Origin of the sequence: Shewanella sp. SM23, from assembly GCF_025654295.1 — a bacterium.
GTDB lineage: Bacteria > Pseudomonadota > Gammaproteobacteria > Enterobacterales > Shewanellaceae > Shewanella > Shewanella oncorhynchi.
The window spans coordinates 22,499-38,221 of record NZ_JAKKRM010000008.1; the positions used below are offsets into that span (position 1 = coordinate 22,499).

Annotated in this window: 19 protein-coding genes and 1 other RNA gene; 11 read left to right on the top strand and 9 right to left on the bottom strand. The window is 45.9% G+C overall.

The genetic code is table 11. The annotated features are described in order from the left end of the window. Nucleotides 1-840 carry a Dam family site-specific DNA-(adenine-N6)-methyltransferase gene (locus L5L98_RS11665; RefSeq protein WP_131525404.1) on the top strand — a complete coding sequence of 280 codons (840 nt, stop codon included), beginning with the start codon at nt 1-3 and terminating at the stop codon, nt 838-840. An 18-nt stretch (nt 841-858) separates the two neighbouring features. On the opposite strand, the gene L5L98_RS11670 is transcribed toward L5L98_RS11665, so the two are convergent. Together L5L98_RS11670 and L5L98_RS11675 are read right to left on the bottom strand one after the other, a co-directional pair. Further along, nucleotides 859-1,044 (bottom strand): DUF2970 domain-containing protein, encoded by a 186-nt coding sequence (locus L5L98_RS11670; protein WP_131525403.1) that lies wholly within the window; start codon nt 1,042-1,044, stop codon nt 859-861. Then, nucleotides 1,044-1,409, bottom strand: a complete 366-nt coding sequence (locus tag L5L98_RS11675) for a hypothetical protein (protein ID WP_105250531.1) — start codon at nt 1,407-1,409, stop codon at nt 1,044-1,046. Before L5L98_RS11675 ends, L5L98_RS11670 begins: the two co-directional genes overlap by 1 nt. A gap of 276 nt (nt 1,410-1,685) precedes the next feature. Here L5L98_RS11675 and rpe point away from each other — a divergent pair, with 276 nt between their 5' ends. From rpe to trpS, 3 genes are all read left to right on the top strand, one after another. After that, the gene (rpe, locus tag L5L98_RS11680) at nt 1,686-2,360 is read left to right on the top strand and encodes a ribulose-phosphate 3-epimerase (RefSeq protein WP_012090481.1); all 675 of its coding nucleotides are present in this window, start codon (nt 1,686-1,688) and stop codon (nt 2,358-2,360) included. 2 nt (nt 2,361-2,362) lie between these two features. Then, nucleotides 2,363-3,040 carry a phosphoglycolate phosphatase gene (locus L5L98_RS11685; protein ID WP_263140955.1) on the top strand — a complete coding sequence of 226 codons (678 nt, stop codon included), beginning with the start codon at nt 2,363-2,365 and terminating at the stop codon, nt 3,038-3,040. Nucleotides 3,041-3,105: 65 nt separating this feature from the next. Beyond that, nucleotides 3,106-4,104 carry a tryptophan--tRNA ligase gene (gene trpS, locus L5L98_RS11690; RefSeq protein WP_113941452.1) on the top strand — a complete coding sequence of 333 codons (999 nt, stop codon included), beginning with the start codon at nt 3,106-3,108 and terminating at the stop codon, nt 4,102-4,104. 61 nt (nt 4,105-4,165) lie between these two features. Here trpS and L5L98_RS11695 read toward each other — a convergent pair whose 3' ends face one another. Next, on the bottom strand, nt 4,166-5,038 hold the full coding sequence (locus L5L98_RS11695) for a LysR substrate-binding domain-containing protein (protein WP_173913161.1): 873 nt from the start codon (nt 5,036-5,038) through the stop codon (nt 4,166-4,168). 120 nt (nt 5,039-5,158) lie between these two features. On the opposite strand from L5L98_RS11695, the gene L5L98_RS11700 reads away from it, so the two are divergent. After that, nucleotides 5,159-6,043 (top strand): DMT family transporter, encoded by an 885-nt coding sequence (locus L5L98_RS11700; protein WP_219251814.1) that lies wholly within the window; start codon nt 5,159-5,161, stop codon nt 6,041-6,043. Between the two features lie 75 nt (nt 6,044-6,118). Here L5L98_RS11700 and dolP read toward each other — a convergent pair whose 3' ends face one another. The 4 genes from dolP to L5L98_RS11720 all read right to left on the bottom strand — a co-directional run bounded on the left by dolP (nt 6,119) and on the right by L5L98_RS11720 (nt 9,588). Beyond that, nucleotides 6,119-6,685: a division/outer membrane stress-associated lipid-binding lipoprotein gene (dolP, locus tag L5L98_RS11705; protein WP_105250526.1), complete on the bottom strand. Its 567-nt coding sequence runs from the start codon at nt 6,683-6,685 to the stop codon at nt 6,119-6,121. Beyond that, nucleotides 6,682-7,275 carry a phosphoheptose isomerase gene (locus L5L98_RS11710; RefSeq protein WP_105250525.1) on the bottom strand — a complete coding sequence of 198 codons (594 nt, stop codon included), beginning with the start codon at nt 7,273-7,275 and terminating at the stop codon, nt 6,682-6,684. Before L5L98_RS11710 ends, dolP begins: the two co-directional genes overlap by 4 nt. Before the next feature lie 94 nt (nt 7,276-7,369). Beyond that, nucleotides 7,370-7,696 carry a YraN family protein gene (locus L5L98_RS11715; protein WP_219251813.1) on the bottom strand — a complete coding sequence of 109 codons (327 nt, stop codon included), beginning with the start codon at nt 7,694-7,696 and terminating at the stop codon, nt 7,370-7,372. Beyond that, on the bottom strand, nt 7,693-9,588 hold the full coding sequence (locus L5L98_RS11720; protein ID WP_263140963.1) for a penicillin-binding protein activator: 1,896 nt from the start codon (nt 9,586-9,588) through the stop codon (nt 7,693-7,695). The genes L5L98_RS11715 and L5L98_RS11720 overlap by 4 nt, the downstream gene beginning before the upstream one ends. 88 nt (nt 9,589-9,676) lie before the next feature. Here L5L98_RS11720 and rsmI point away from each other — a divergent pair, with 88 nt between their 5' ends. From rsmI to L5L98_RS11745, 5 genes are all read left to right on the top strand, one after another. After that, nucleotides 9,677-10,519 carry a 16S rRNA (cytidine(1402)-2'-O)-methyltransferase gene (gene rsmI, locus L5L98_RS11725; protein ID WP_263140967.1) on the top strand — a complete coding sequence of 281 codons (843 nt, stop codon included), beginning with the start codon at nt 9,677-9,679 and terminating at the stop codon, nt 10,517-10,519. 65 nt (nt 10,520-10,584) lie between these two features. Continuing rightward, nucleotides 10,585-10,936: RNase P RNA component class A (rnpB, locus tag L5L98_RS11730), an RNA gene on the top strand. A 372-nt stretch (nt 10,937-11,308) separates the two neighbouring features. Beyond that, entirely contained in the window at nt 11,309-11,632 is a 324-nt protein-coding gene (locus L5L98_RS11735) for a DUF883 C-terminal domain-containing protein (RefSeq protein WP_263140969.1), read from the top strand. 9 nt (nt 11,633-11,641) lie between these two features. Then, nucleotides 11,642-12,145, top strand: a complete 504-nt coding sequence (locus tag L5L98_RS11740) for a hypothetical protein (RefSeq protein WP_263140970.1) — start codon at nt 11,642-11,644, stop codon at nt 12,143-12,145. An 11-nt stretch (nt 12,146-12,156) separates the two neighbouring features. Next, nucleotides 12,157-12,411 carry a hypothetical protein gene (locus tag L5L98_RS11745; RefSeq protein WP_263140973.1) on the top strand — a complete coding sequence of 85 codons (255 nt, stop codon included), beginning with the start codon at nt 12,157-12,159 and terminating at the stop codon, nt 12,409-12,411. Nucleotides 12,412-12,439: 28 nt separating this feature from the next. On the opposite strand, the gene L5L98_RS11750 is transcribed toward L5L98_RS11745, so the two are convergent. Further along, nucleotides 12,440-13,066, bottom strand: a complete 627-nt coding sequence (locus L5L98_RS11750) for a TetR/AcrR family transcriptional regulator (RefSeq protein ID WP_263140977.1) — start codon at nt 13,064-13,066, stop codon at nt 12,440-12,442. Nucleotides 13,067-13,304: 238 nt separating this feature from the next. Between L5L98_RS11750 and L5L98_RS11755 the strand changes: the two genes are divergently transcribed. Further along, complete coding sequence (locus L5L98_RS11755) at nt 13,305-14,009, top strand: DJ-1/PfpI family protein (protein WP_263140979.1); 705 nt, start codon at nt 13,305-13,307, stop codon at nt 14,007-14,009. A 65-nt stretch (nt 14,010-14,074) separates the two neighbouring features. Here L5L98_RS11755 and L5L98_RS11760 read toward each other — a convergent pair whose 3' ends face one another. Next, nucleotides 14,075-15,721, bottom strand: a complete 1,647-nt coding sequence (locus L5L98_RS11760) for a hypothetical protein (protein WP_263140981.1) — start codon at nt 15,719-15,721, stop codon at nt 14,075-14,077. Nucleotides 15,722-15,723 lie beyond the last annotated feature (2 nt).

Here is a 15,723-nt window from a genome sequence, read left to right on the forward strand (position 1 = left end):
ATGATAAAAAAACACAGAGCCTTCCTTAAGTGGGCTGGCGGTAAATTTAAATTGGTGGATGATTTAGCCAGTTATTTACCCGCAGGAGACCGTTTGGTCGAGCCGTTTGTGGGTGCAGGATCCGTTTTCTTGAATACGGATTATCCTAGCTACCTGCTCTGTGACATTAATCAAGACTTGATCGAGTTATATCAGATAGTGAAGCATCAACCAGAAGCATACATTGCCGCAGCTAAAGCATTGTTTGTCGATGAGATGAACCAAAAGGAAGCTTACTATCAGGTGCGGACCGATTTTAATAAATGTCGCGACCCTTTCCAGCGTTCTGTGTATTTTCTTTATTTAAATCGCCATGGTTTTAATGGCTTATGCCGTTATAACCGTAAGGGTGGCTTCAATGTGCCCTTTGGCTCCTATAAAAAACCTTATTTCCCCGAAAAGGAAATCTGGGCCTTTTCTGAAAAAGCGCAACGTGCTGAGTTTAAATGCATTGGTTACGAAAAAGCCTTTGAGCAGACACGCAGTGGCGATGTTATCTATTGCGATCCACCTTACGCACCGTTATCTACTACATCCAGTTTCACGACATATGTTGGTGCAGGTTTTAGTTTAGACGATCAAGCACTGCTGGCTCGTCATTCGCGCCATACCGCGTTAGAGCGTGGTATTCCGGTATTGATTAGTAATCACGATATTCCATTAACTCGCGAGTTATATCGCGGCGCGCATTTAGCGAAAATTCAAGTGCAACGCAACATTAGCCAAAATGGCAGTGGTCGTAATAAAGTGGATGAGTTGATGGCGCTATATGATGAAAACTACGATCCAAAAGACGACTAGTTTCAACATAAATAACGTTTAGCTAAGCACTTGTCCTACGAGAAACATCAGACTTGCCACTAGGATGACAGCTAACACAATGCCCATCACTATATAGGGCAATGGGGAACTGGTTTGAAAATCTTTTTTACGATTTTCGCTAGTTTGTACCCCGAAAAAGGCGGCAATGGTACTGTGGAATACTTGCCAAATGCGGCTAAGCATTAATAGGCGAGATGCGACGTAGTGGGCTTGAGATCATCCATAGGTTTATCTTGATGACCATGTAATAGTTCAAGTAGATCGACAAAGTGGAACTGACTCGAACGGTTTTTACCTGTAAGCCACGTTTTCCAGCTTAAGGTTTGTGCTTGATCGGCGCAGCGATTATTAGGGTGGCTACTGGGCAGTGCATTGTTGTAACGAGTGTCATTGCTACAAGCGCAAGATGCTGTTTCGGTATTTTCCGTCAGTTTTTCAACGCCAAAAGCTAGCGTGGCCACTACAACTGCAGTAAATGCCAACATCATAGATGACTTGAATGTCACCGACCTAACATAGTGTGAAAACTGACTAAACCGCTCCATCATAACGCTTCCTTTGGAATGAACCAGCACTGCGCCTCGAGTATAACAAACTCGCTTAGTTTATGAACAAAAAATTATCAATTCCAGCCAAAATGCTCGGAAATATTAGCTTATTTTACCGAATCTAAGCCCTAATTTACTGCGATAGCTGCAGAGTGCGCTGCTTTACTGACATAGACATAGCGGATCAATTGCCAGAAATGTGGCTTTAGCTATAGAGGCTTAGCTTGGCTCAGGGTAAAATAAGGCACTTTTTATCCAAATAGCAGCGAGTGTTTTATGCGTCCATTCTTGATTGCTCCATCAATTTTATCTGCCGATTTTGCCCGTTTGGGTGACGATGTAAAAGCTGTGTTAGATGCGGGAACCGACGTAGTACATTTTGATGTGATGGATAATCACTATGTTCCTAACTTAACGATTGGCCCTATGGTGTGCCAAGCACTGCGTAACTATGGGATTACCGCTGATATTGATGTGCATTTGATGGTCAAGCCGGTTGACCGTATCGTGCCTGATTTTGCTAAAGCGGGCGCGTCTATTATTACTTTCCACCCAGAAGCCTCTGAGCACGTCGATCGCACACTTCAGCTCATCAAAGAGTGCGGTTGTAAGGCGGGTCTCGTGTTTAACCCTGCGACACCACTGCATTATCTTGACCATGTGATGGATAAACTCGACGTGATCCTATTGATGTCAGTGAACCCTGGTTTTGGTGGTCAATCCTTTATTCCATCAACCTTAGATAAGCTGCGCCAAGTGCGTGCGCGTATTGATGCCAGTGGTTTTGATATTCGTTTAGAAGTCGATGGCGGCGTTAAGGTCGACAATATCGCCGAAATCGCGGCCGCCGGTGCGGACATGTTTGTTGCGGGCTCGGCTATTTTCGGCAAGCCCGATTATAAGGCCGTTGTTGATGAGATGCGTGCCGAACTTGCTAAAGTTGGGGCATAGCCATGTGGGATAAGATTAAAGCGATTGCGTTTGATCTAGATGGCACGCTGATTGACAGTGTGCCGGATCTAACCGTTGCTACGCAGGAAGCCTTGACTGAGTTAGGTTTGAAGAGCTGCTCTGAAGCGCAAGTTCGTACTTGGGTCGGTAACGGTGCAGAGATGTTGATGCGCCGTGCTATGAGTCATGCTTTGGGAACGGATGTTGAGCAATCAACCCTTGATGCGGCTATGCCGATTTTTATGCATCATTACCAAGAGAATCTTGAAAAGCACAGTGCGCTGTATAGCGACGTGCATCAAGTGCTGCAAACTTTGTTTGATGCAGGCTTTAAGTTAGCGGTTGTCACCAATAAACCCTATCGTTTTACCATGCCATTACTCAATGCCTTTGGGATTAACGACTTTTTCAGCTTAGTGTTAGGTGGCGATACCTTAGCGAAGATGAAGCCTGACCCTTTGCCGCTGCAGCATTTATTGCATGAGTGGCAATTGGAGAAAACTGAGTTATTGATGGTCGGCGATTCTAAAAACGACATTTTAGCGGCGAAAGCGGCTGGGATAGCATCAATCGGCTTGACCTACGGCTACAACTACGGTGAAGATATTGGGCTCAGTGGCCCAGATGCCGTATGTGAGCAATTTAGTGAGATTCTGAACTGGGTAAAACCTACCAAGTAATGGGGGTTACCTGTTCTTTAGTCGATTTTTTAGTCTTTTTATATAGATAGTGGAGCAATGACGTAATGACCAAACCCATAGTACTCAGCGGTGCACAGCCGTCCGGCGAATTAACCATAGGTAACTACATGGGTGCATTGCGTCAATGGGTTGCGATGCAAGATAGCCACGACTGTCTGTATTGTGTAGTTGATTTGCATGCCATTACCGTGCGCCAAGATCCTAAAGCGTTGCGCGAAGCGTGTTTAGATACCTTAGCCCTGTATTTGGCCTGTGGCGTCGATCCTAAAAAGAGTACAGTGTTTATCCAGTCACAGGTGCCACAACATACGCAATTGGGTTGGGCATTAAACTGCTATACCCAAATGGGTGAGTTGAGCCGCATGACTCAGTTTAAAGATAAATCACAAAAGCACGCTAACAACATCAACGTGGGTTTATTTGGCTACCCAGTGTTGATGGCGGCGGATATTCTGATTTATCAAGCGAACGAAATCCCCGTTGGCCAAGATCAGAAGCAACACCTTGAGTTAACGCGTGATATCGCTACTCGTTTTAACAATGCCTATGGTGATACTTTCACCATTCCTGAGCCGTTTATTCCTGAGCTTGGCGCTAAAGTCATGTCACTGCAGGAGCCGCTAAAGAAGATGTCTAAGTCAGACGATAACCGTAATAACGTTATCGGCCTGCTAGAAGATCCGAAATCAGTGCTGAAGAAGCTGAAAAAAGCCATGACAGACAGTGATGAGCCGCCAGTCGTGCGTTTTGATGTGGATAATAAACCGGGTGTTTCTAACCTGCTGAGTCTCATGTCGGGTGTGACAGGGCAAAGCATTGCGAGCCTAGAAGCCGAGTTTGAAGGCAAGATGTATGGCCATTTGAAAGGTGCGGCAGGTGAAGCGGTTGTGAGTATGTTAGAGCCACTGCAAGAGCGTTACCGTGCGATTCGTAGCGATCGCGCTTACTTAGACCAAGTGATGAAAGCTGGTGCACAGAGTGCGCAGGCGCGCGCCGAAGTGACCCTGAAGAAAGTGTATGAGAAGATTGGTTTGTTAGTGTAATCAATCGGTCGATAAATTAAGCCGACGTTCGCGTCGGCTTTTTTGTGCCTGTAAATTCATCCTAAGCCTGTGATTTTAGCCAAGATGAGAAAGCGGCAATCGCAGGTTCTGATAAACGGCGTTGCTTACAAAAGAAGGTAAATTCAAATCCGGTATGCACATCGGGCAGATTCAAGGCGACTAAACGCCCCGTTGTGATATCGCCAGCCACCATAAAGTCCGGCGCTAGGGCTAAGCCTTGGCCAGCAATCGCCGCTTCAATCGCCATCACAATATGACTAAACACATGCTGTTGTTCGTTATCGAGTGGTATTTGGTGCGCCGATGACCACTTGTGCCAGTCGAGCCCTAATGGTCCTTCATCAACCACAAGCAGAGCTTGTTGCTGGAAATTACTCAGGCTTATGTCGCGCCATTTAAGGTAAAAACTGGGGCTGCATACAGGAATTAAACGCTCTTTGTGCAGTAACTGTTGCCAATAGCCACGTTGATTTAGCTTACCGGCGATGAAGATATCCGCGGTGCTGGTGCTTAGGTCAGGATCTTGGGTGATCATCTCGAGGCGAATTTTCACGCTCGGATATTGGCGGCGAAAATCGGCGAGTCTTGGGATTAACCATTTTACTGAGAATGAGCTGTAAACGGCTAAGCACAGCTGTTGATTTGGCGTATCGCGTACTTTCAAGTTGAGGTCGCTTAACTCGTTGAATATCCGCTCTAACTCTAAAAATAGTCCGTGCCCCTTAGGCGTTAACTGCAGTTTACGCCCCTGACGGTCGAACAGTTGCTCGCCAAAATACTCTTCTAATACTCGCACTTGGTGAGACACTGCACTTTGGGTGATGCACAGTTCATCGGCGGCCTTAGAAAAATGCTGCTGTCTGGCGGCAGCTTCAAATACTTGTAGAGCGCGTAATGGCGGGAGCTTTCTCATGATTTTCAATATCTAAAGGCTTTAGTATGAATTTAATTCATCTAGCATGAGAAAGCATCATTTCAGCTTAAGTTTTGCGAGGATTATCATGCCGCCATTGAGATTTATGGATGTTAAAAAATGCAACGCCCAGTAGTTATTGGTTTGATTTTATTGATAGTAGGTAATCTATTCAGTGCCTTCTATGATGTGTCGATCAAGTGGTTACCGGACGATGCGAGTGCCTCGACTTTCCTCCTTGTCAGGCAAATCTCTTCAGTATTTATGTTGTTGCCAGTGTGGTTGTATTCGCAGCGTCCGATGACGACACATATCTCAGTTCACCTTTGGCGTGCCAACATAGGCTCAGTTGGCGCGCTTTTTTTAATTATTGGCTTAATGGCATTGCCGCTCGCGACAGTTAGCTCATTGTTTTATTCCGCACCGCTAATGATTATTTTGATGGGGTATTTCTTCCTGAGCGAGAGGATCACCGCTGCTCAGACAATCTGTACTGGCTTAGGTTTTGTCGGCATCTTGATTATCCTGCGACCGAGTGAAATGAACTGGTACGGCATTGCTGTACTGTTTTCTGCTTTTACTTTTGCAGTGAATCAGTTAGCACTTAAAAAAGTGCCCCATGCTGAGCATCCTGTGCTAACGCTAATGCTATATAACTTACTGGGTATTCCGGCAACGTTAGTGATTGCAGCGTTTCAGGGTATTGAGGGTTTGAGTTGGGAGCTGGTGGGCGTGGCCTTGCTGAGCAACGCATTTTTATTGGTTTATCACTGGTTTTGTGTGCTGGCTTACCGCAAGGCACAGGCGAGTGATATCGCGATTGCGGAATACACAGGCTTGTTGTTTATTGTCTTTTTAGGCTGGTTGTTGTTCGATGAATGGTTGGATAACTTAAGTTGGCTCGGTGCAGCCTTAATCGTATTGCCTTCGTTGTTTTTACCTTGGTTAGGATCGATCCTATCAAAATCGGCACCTAAGATAGCGGATACACTCACGGGAAAATAACAGCGAGGGTTTAAGCCTAAGTGGGCGAGTTGGCTCACCACTTAGGCTTAAGTTTTAAATAGATAAACTGCAAAATTACTTAGCATACTCAAATACTTTCACCACTTTACGCACGCCAGCAGTATTACGGGCGATATCAACAGCTAAGTCTGCTTGTGAGCGATGAATCACCCCCAGCAGGAAGACTTCACCATTTTCAGTGATGACTTTAATGCGAGTCACATCCAAATCTTTTTCGTTCAGCATGCGGCCCTTCACTTTGGTTGTAACCCAAGTGTCATTGCTGCGGGTGGTGAAAGAGGTTGGATTGCCAATGCGGATTTGATTATGTATTTTGCCGCCGAGCTTAAGATCTTGTACGACCTTGATGGCTTTATCCCTTAACGTAGAGTTAGGGGCTTGGCCTATCATAAGTACATTGCCATTGACGGATACACCCGTGATATTCGTTTGTTTTTTAAGATCTTCTTGCTCTAGCAGTGCGCTGGTGATCTTAAAATCAGTATTGGTATCATCAAGCTGAGTCTTAACAGTACGTTCGTCGTTGGCCATCATAGCGCCACTGACTGCGCCCACCATAACGGCACCGGCGCAGCCTTGAAGCAGCAAGCAAACCATTAACAGCGGGGCAGCGTGTCTCATTGCTGCTCGTCCTGTGGGAAGAGGGTGCGGTCAATATTGTCACACAGGCAATGGATCACCAGTAAGTGCACTTCTTGGATACGTGCAGTGACATTTGAAGGTACGCGGATTTCCACATCGTTCACGCTCAGTAGGCCAGCCATAGCGCCGCCATCTTTACCTGTTAGCGCTACGATAGTCATGTCGCGGCTTAATGCGGCTTCAATGGCTTTAATCACGTTACCTGAGTTGCCACTGGTCGAGATTGCTAGCAGAATGTCGCCCGGTTGACCTAAGGCAAAAATCTGTTTTGAGAAAATCTCATCATAGCTATAGTCGTTGGCGATAGCTGTGATGGTTGAAGTATCGGTAGACAGAGCGATGGCCGGTAAGGGTGGACGTTCAATCTCGTAGCGGTTTAGCAGTTCTGCTGAGAAATGTTGCGCATCGCCAGCACTGCCGCCGTTACCGCAAGCAAGGATTTTATTGCCACCCAAAAGACAGTGCACCATCATCTCGGCCGCTTTGGCGATGGATTCTGGCAGTGCTTCGGCTGCATCGATTTTTGTCTGGATAGATTCAGTAAAGCTGTCTTTAATGCGTTCTAACATGGATAAATCCTTTCAGGATAAAGTGTTGCTATCATGCCATATTTCCACAAGCGTGTTGAGGCACAGACGTTAAAATAATTTTCACTATTGGCACTTAAAAGGCATCGACTAGCCAATGAATTTGATCGGCTTCCATGGCGATGACATCGAAACGACAGGGCACATCGAGTCTATTGAGTTGTAAATAGTGGCTAGCCGCTTTGCGAATTCGCGAAATCTGCGCGCTGCTTAGGGCCTGTAATGCGCCGCCATATTGATTTGCCGAACGATACTTCACTTCGACAAATACCCAATAGCTTTTATGGCGCATGATTAAATCAATTTCCCCAAACGGATAGCGGACATTACGTTCGACAAAAGTTAAGCCTTGTTGTTCAAGGTAACGTTGGGCTTGCGATTCTGCCTGCTGTCCGAGTGTCATAACTGGCGGAAGCTACCTCTTTCATAACGTCCCCAGCTTAATTGGCGGTTGACTATTCCATCTGGACTGACAGATAAAGCACCACTGCGACCATTGAATTGATAACCTGTGAATGAGCGCATTTGCGCTAAACGGCCGATCAAATCCATTGCATCATAACCCATAACAAACAAACGTTTCTGACTGTTATTCCAGCCCGAAAATAGTGTGTTGACCATCAGATTTTCTTCGCCGTTTTGCATTAGCCAAGGTGCGTCGCTTAGGGTCAGGTTATTTAAATCCTGCGCCGTTTGTGTGCTTTCATTTTCAACTCGGCTGCGGCTTGAGGTATATAAAGGCACAGGTTGTGTGAAAACGCTAAAGTTTACGTCGATAAAGGCCTTGAGCAGGGTTAGATCCTGTGGCGTTGAAATCATATAAATGGCATCAATATCTTGGCGTGAACGGAAGTCGGCTTGTACTGAATTGCCTAACAACTCTTTAATACGGGCGATCCGCTCTTGGCTATCGCGCACTCCAAGGGCATCTTGTACTGTGGTGCGCATTTTATCACCGCCATCGAAGTAGTGAACTTCGACAGGGTTATCGCTCTTCTTTTTCCATGCTTGAATAAAGCTTTCGGCCATGCGTTTGCCAAGGGCATCGTTACTGGCGAGCAGTAACGGCATAGTTACGCCATCTTGATATAAATGCTCCGCCGCATCGGCCGCCTCTTGTGCGGGAGATAATGCAAAGTAGAACTTATTCGGATCGGGGGTGAACTTATCTACTTGATTTAAATATAGTTGTGGCACAGGCGTAGCAGGTGCTGTATTGGCCGTTTTGTCTGGGTTAGCAGTATTAGTCACCGCATTAGTGGCGGCAGTGTTTGCCGCATTGCTCACTTGCAGTTGTTCAATTTCAGTAGGCAATAATGGGCCAATAATAAATTCGGCTCCCGCAGTTAGCGCCTGTTGGTAAGCGCTGGCAGCATCGTTTGCCGTGTCATAAAAGTTGACTGCGACTTGGTCATTTTGCTTTGCCATGTAACTGGCTAATATGCCTTGGCGAATTGCATTGGCAGCGTTAGCTCTTGGGCCCGTCAGCGGCAACAGCACAGCAATGTTTTTTGGCGTAAATGGCTTAGCGTTTAAGGCTCTGTCAAGATCGGCGGGTAGCTTAGCCGCTGCAGGATGATAAGGATTTTGTTTCTGCCATTCGCCTAAGTAGCGTACTAACTGTGTCGGATCGACAGCATAATGCTTCGCGATATAAGCCAATTGCAACCAACCCGTAAACACAGGAGTCTTAGCATCTTGGGTAAAGGCTTTTAAGGTTTGTTCGTGCATTGGCTGCAGCACTTGCCAAATCGCGTTATTCACCTCGTTGGCTTGGGCGGGGGGCAAGTAAGTCGTCAGTAAACTCAGTTCACGCACTTGCTCAATAGGCTGTTTATTCAATTGATATAAATGCGCCTTGAATTGGTGATAAGCCGTCATCTGCCAGCTTGGCAAACTCCAATTGCTTGGATAATTGAGAACTTTAAGTGCATCACTATAGGTGGACGTATGTTCAAGCACGCGCGCGGTCAAGTATTTATGTTCGGCCAGAAATGTTGGGCTCTGATTCAAGCTTGGCTGTATCGATTTTAGTAGCTTCTGCGCTGCTGCGTAGTCGTTGGCATTGATGTAGGCATGGGCTGCGAGCAGCAGATTAGTATCGCGCTGCTGCGGATCTTTGCTATTGGCGGCTTGTGCCAAATACACATTGGCCGACAAAGGTGCGGATGCTAAAGAGGTGGCCACTGTGGGTGCAGTTTCGGTCGAGGTGGGCGTTGAAGTGCCACAACCCGCCAAGATTACCGATAAAATGGCCACGGAAACGAACTTAGTTGTATTCAGGCTTTTTAACACTGGGCTTCACTCTGGTAAGATGCAGCCTCTAGTTTAACCTTCTCTCGCGCTTGACGAAAGTCTTGGCACTGTCATTACAGAGGTATATATGGACCAAAGCGTCGCACTCTACATAGTTCCTACTCCCATAGGTAATTTGGGCGATATGAGCTCACGGGCAATAGAGGTGCTGAATCAGGTTTCATTGATCGCCTGTGAAGATACTCGCCACAGCGGTAAGTTATTGAGCCACTTTGGTATTACCACAAAAACTACGGCGCTGCATGACCATAACGAGCGTGCTCGTGCCCAGTGGATTGTCGATCAGCTTGCAGCTGGACTGTCGATTGCATTAATTTCAGATGCGGGTACCCCGTTGATTTCCGATCCGGGTTATCACTTGGTTTCCCATGTGCGCCAATCTGGGTTTAATGTGATCCCCTTACCCGGCCCTTGCGCGGCAATTACCGCCCTGAGCGCCTCGGGTTTGCCATCGGACCGTTTTTCTTTCGAAGGTTTTCTGCCGTCTAAAGAAAAAGCCCGCGCTGATAAGTTATTGGCATTGAAAGAAGATCCGCGCACGCTGATATTTTATGAATCACCCCACCGCATTGAGCACAGTCTAACGACTATGGTTGAAGTGCTTGGTGGCGAACGCCACGTCGTCATGGCGCGTGAAGTGACCAAAACCTTCGAAACTTTTTTATCTGGTCCTGTCTCAGAGGTGCTTGCCACTGTTAGTACTGACCCGAATCAGCAGAAGGGTGAAATCGTGCTTATGGTGCATGGCTACCATTTGAGTGATGACGAAGCGATTCCCACCGTCGCTATTAATACGCTCAAACTCTTATGTGAAGAATTACCATTGAAGAAAGCCGCAGCAATTGCCTCGCAAATTCATGGACTTAAAAAGAATGCTCTGTATAAATACGGCCTAGAGTCTGATTTATAAGCGCTAAAACGGTTACGAGCGGATTATCTGTGGTGCATCAGGGTGGCTTAGGCTATAATCCGCGCCGAGTTGGCCAGACAGTCGCCGCGTTCGCAAGAACGGGGAGGAAAGTCCGGGCTCCAAAGAGCGGGGTGCCAGGTAACGCCTGGGCGGTGCGAACCGACGACAAGTGCAACAGAGAGTAGACCGCCTGCCTGATTTATCAGGTCGGTAAGGGTGAAAGGGTGCGGTAAGAGCGCACCGTGCGGCTAGCAATAGTTCGTAGCAAGGTAAACTCCACCCGGAGCAAGACCAAATAGGGTTCCGTATGGCGTGGCTCGCGTTGGAACCGGGTAGGTCGCTTGAGCCTGTGAGCGATTGCAGGCCTAGATGAATGACTGTCCAAGACAGGACCCGGCTTATCGGCCAACTCACCTCATTCAACAAAAAGCCCGTTTGTCGTAATGACAAACGGGCTTTTTGTTTTTTAATTTATACGGTAATGATAAATTTTATTTGATTAACTAATTAAAAAATAAGAGTTATCTTGTTCTCCCGTCCCTTCAGTCTATCGCTTATTTAGCTTTCAGCTTAGCCGCCATTACAGCCATTTCTCGCCTTTCTTCGTCGCAGGTAAAAATTACTCAATGCAGGTAACATCTACCGTTAACTGAGAGGGTTAATAGAAATAAAGTAGTTATAACTTATTGTTTTTATGCGTTTATATTGTTTGGTATAGCCATTGCATTGGTTTGTACGCAAAGTGCAGCATCTTGTTGCATTGCACAGTGTTCACCAAGGAGGCTTTCTATGGCCAGTTCAAAAAGCGTAGCAGAACAAACTAACAGTAAAGATAGCGGTGCTTTAAATTCACCCACAACAGCGAAAGCAACTGAAGTGACGCACCATGCTGTTGATGTAGTAGCAGAGAAAGCCGCAGTTGCAGAAGACACTTTGCGTAAAACGGCAGCTAGCTCACAGGAAACTCTGGCGCTCAAGCAGGAGGAAATCAAATTACAACTGCAAAGTTCTTATAGCAAAACCCGTGAGTTGGCAGTGCAAAATCCATTGGCCACAGCTGGGATTGCCTTTGCCGCTGGCGTGGTATTAACGGCTTTATTGCGCCGTCGCTAAGGTGGATTTATGCAAAACCGTGCAAGGTCAGAGGCGCCAGAACAAAGGCCCGTCCAGCATAGTGCGCAAACCGCCAAAACTGGGCAGACAGCATCAGCTGCTGCCCAGCATAAAGTTATTGATCAGGCAATGGATCAACTGGCTGAAATAGCTGTTCTTAGCAGTTCAGTGAAGCAAGCCTATCTCGAGCAGTTGAAGTTGGCCGGGAAAATAGCAACGGCAGAATGGCGGTTAACAGGGCGTAGCCTGATTATCGCTGCGGCTTTAGTCGTCTGTTTTGGTACTGGCATTACGTTATTCTGGGGCAGTATTTTATTGCTGTTGGGCTATATGCTGTTTCAATTGAGCGGTTCGTTATTGGCCACAGTGAGCGCTTTGGTGGTGCTACAGTTTGTTTTATTGCTTTGGTGTTGGCGTAGTCTTGGCTATGTGCTGTCACAAACTGGCTTTTCGAAGACTTGGCAGCAATTACAGCTTTTGCTCTCGACTCGAGAGTCGGAACACCAAAAATAGGAGGCGCGACTATGCTAATTCAACAGTTACTTAAAAAACAGCAGTTTAAGCTGACTGTGCTGACGGAACAAGGCCAGTTGCAGCATGATTTGTTACTGATGAGGAAACGACAATTAGCGCAAAGCAGTCGTGATTTTATAGGGTCGACACCAGGTTTAATCGTCAGTTTTAGCCTTGGCTGCCTGTTTCAAATGCGCCACAACAGCACTGTAAAACTACTGCGTAGCACCTTTGGTTTGCGTTGGATTACCAAACTCATCGCTTGAGAATGATGTAAATGCTGTGATTTTTACCTTAATGATTTCCATTGGTGTGGGCTTCGCTGCTATTAGTTGTCGTCAATGCAGCTACAATCATGCCTCGAGTCAGTAAGTGTAAGTATTTTGCTTGTTGTGTAGAACAAGGTGTGGGACTGGCGATAAGTTGTTGAATTTGGCATAAATAAAGAGCTGCTATGCTATGGGCTAATGTGTAGCTTGGAATAATAAATTCGTCAGTGTTGAAGGTGTTGATCAATTTATTTTCGATATGTTGCACAAGTTTAGTTTGTAATTGTTTAGTTGCAGCATCGAGGTCGCTACCTAGTCTAAATGACATGGAACGGCGAAACATGCTGTTTCGGCTAAAAGTAATAAGCAGTTTTTCCAATGAGGGTGGTGTGTTAGTTGAAAGCCAGTCTTCGGTTGACCGTAGATCTTCAAAGATATTTTCAAAAATATTTTGATGTAGTGCAATAAGAATATCCAGCTTACGTTTGAAGTAGCGATAAAACGTCGTGCGCCCGACATCGGCTTTGTGCGCAATATCTGCCACTGCAATATCACGATAATCTTGCTGTTTAAGCATTTCCTTGAAAACGTGGAGAACCTTGAGCATCGCTCGCGGGTTTTGTTCTATGCGCATGTGGGGCTTGGTGTGCATACTGGATTTTGCTCCAAATTCAATTCAGGCGTTTGATTATACATTAGCCTCAATGGCTCTTGTGTTGTGATTTTTGCTTAAGTGGAACAGATAGGCTCAGGTGTACCATTTGAAACATTCGGGCGAGTTTGTGCCTGATGGTTAGGAATAATGGGCTTTATAGTGATGATCATAGGGTTAGCTGCAACGACAGTGTTACCTGAAATATGAAATTGTCACTACCGATGGAGAATCTGTGATGAGTGAAAATATTGAAACGGCCCAAAGTGATAAAATAAATAATCCAATCAAACACAAATTAAGAGTAGGTATTTTTCTTTATCCCGGCATGACGATGCTCGATGCCTATGGGCCACTACAGTTTTTAGCCTTTGTGCCATCTTTTGAAACCTTCACTTTTGCGAAAACCTGCATGCTATTACCCTGTGATGCGGGCGTTAACTTACAACCTAATTACGATTTCGATAATTGTCCGCCGATAGATATCCTGTTAGTGCCTGGGAGCGCAAATCCTTTGGCGCAAATACAGGATGAGCAAGTCATTTCTTTCTTAAAACGCAAGGGGGAGCAAGCGCAATACATTACATCTGTATGCACTGGAGCCTTGATTCTTGCGGCAACAGGTTTACTTAATGGTTATCGCACGACCACTCACTGGGCTTATGCTTCAGTATTGGCACAATATCCTCAAATTACTTTTGAAAATAAACGTATTGTGATTGACCGTAATCGGATCAGTGGCGGCGGTATTACTGCAGGGCTCGATTTTGCTTTGGCACTCATTGCCAATATAGAGGGTGAACAACAGGCTAAAACACTGCAGTTATTGTTTGAATATGATCCTAAACCTCCCTTTAATTGTGGTTCTCCCTTATTGGCAGACGCTTCTTTGGTACAGAGGGTTGAGCAGGAGGTTAGGCAGATAGCGTCAGGATTATTTTAGGCCACAAGGCGTCAAGGATTGTCTTAAAAAGTACATAGTTCATACGATTATTATGTACCTTAGGTTTAAAAACTGCTTTTCACTAGGAATCGCCATTCCCAGCTGTTTACTGACTCGCCGCCCGTATAAGGGAGTGAAAAATCAATATGGGCTACGTTGCCATAGCTGGATCGAGAGGAATAAATCCGCGCGCCTATGCCTATGCTACCCAGTGGACCGCTGACTTCGTTATTCTCGGCGAGTTGGCCGCCGGAGGCTTGACCCAGATCGGCAAAGACTGCCCAGCCTAATTCAGCCAGTTGGTATAAGTTGATATTGGGGTAGTTGCGTATCTCGGCGGTCAGTAACCACTGATTATCCCCTTGTTGGTATTCGTTTGGATAACCGCGCACGCCAGTTTCATCCCCTAATCCTTTTGTTAGATCCAGATAAGTGTTCTGTGAAAGGCTAGCCCAAGCTTTGCCATAAGCCGTCCACTTAGGATGAATTTGATAGAAGTATTCGGCTTGAATATCAAACTTATAAGTATCTTTTTGGGTGGTGCCGATAGTGCTTGTTCCCCCCATTTCTAACAGCCACAGTTGATCGTTAAACTTATACCCGCCAGTGCTTTGCCAGTTAACGTGGTAGCCTAAGGGATTATTATCACCTATATCATTGGTTTCTATACCGAATTGTAAATAGTGATGCCAACCTAAGTTAAAGTCTTCATTGTTGGTGATCAGGTGAACATTATTCAGTACGTGGAAATCATCTTCGATAAACTCGTAGGCGACCCAAGGGTACATAAAGTCCCTGTCTTGAGGGAGCATGGAAGTAGGATAGCGCTCAGAATGGATAAACTCGTGTTTGTCTTGGGTGACACCAGTAATAAAGCGAGAAAGGTGCTGACTGTTTTTATTAATTAACCAGCCGTATTGCAGATTGAGATAGTCGACTGTGTGTGTGAACTCATTCACCTCTTGCCCATTTTGTCTGAGGGTATCTGTACGGTTATCGTCTAAAAACTCCGCCGAATACATAGTACTCGTATTGAGGGAATAGAAGGGTTTACTCACATAAACGTGTTTAGCTTGGCCGTCGCTATTGTCGTAGAACTCAGCGGCAACTGTGCCGTGTTCAATAATGCTGAGCGGCGCTTCAAAAGCAAATTTATAGCCATTCCGAGATTCATTGGATTGATATTTAAGTCGAGTGCGGATCCCAGTTCCAAGCAAGTTGTCTTCTTTGAGCCCGAAGGAGTAACGGGTGTCGCCACCTGAACTACTCAAACTCGCTGTCGGTAATAATGACCAATTATCCCAGGTCTCCACCACCACGGACTCAACGGATGGATCGACATCGGCTTGGGGATCTTTTTCTGCGATATAAATTTTGGCGTCGCGAATGTAAGGCACTGCGCGTAACAGGCGTTGGGATTCGTTGAGATCTTTCTGGGTGACAGTATCATTTTCGCTGAAAGTTAAATTATCGAGTACCACGTATTCTTTGGTGTTGATATGCAGAGAGTTAGCCCAGCGGTGAATGAAAAAAGCATCGGGATCTGACTCATCAAAAATGGGGTTGTTGACCACCACAATCTTGCTGACTTTTTGTTTTGTTTGATCTTGGTTTGCGGGATCGGCGAGCTTAGCCTCTTCTGCTTGGGCAATCCTGATTAGGTTGCCAACACAACAAGATAGGATGCATGCATACTGAAAAAATTTCTGCATAA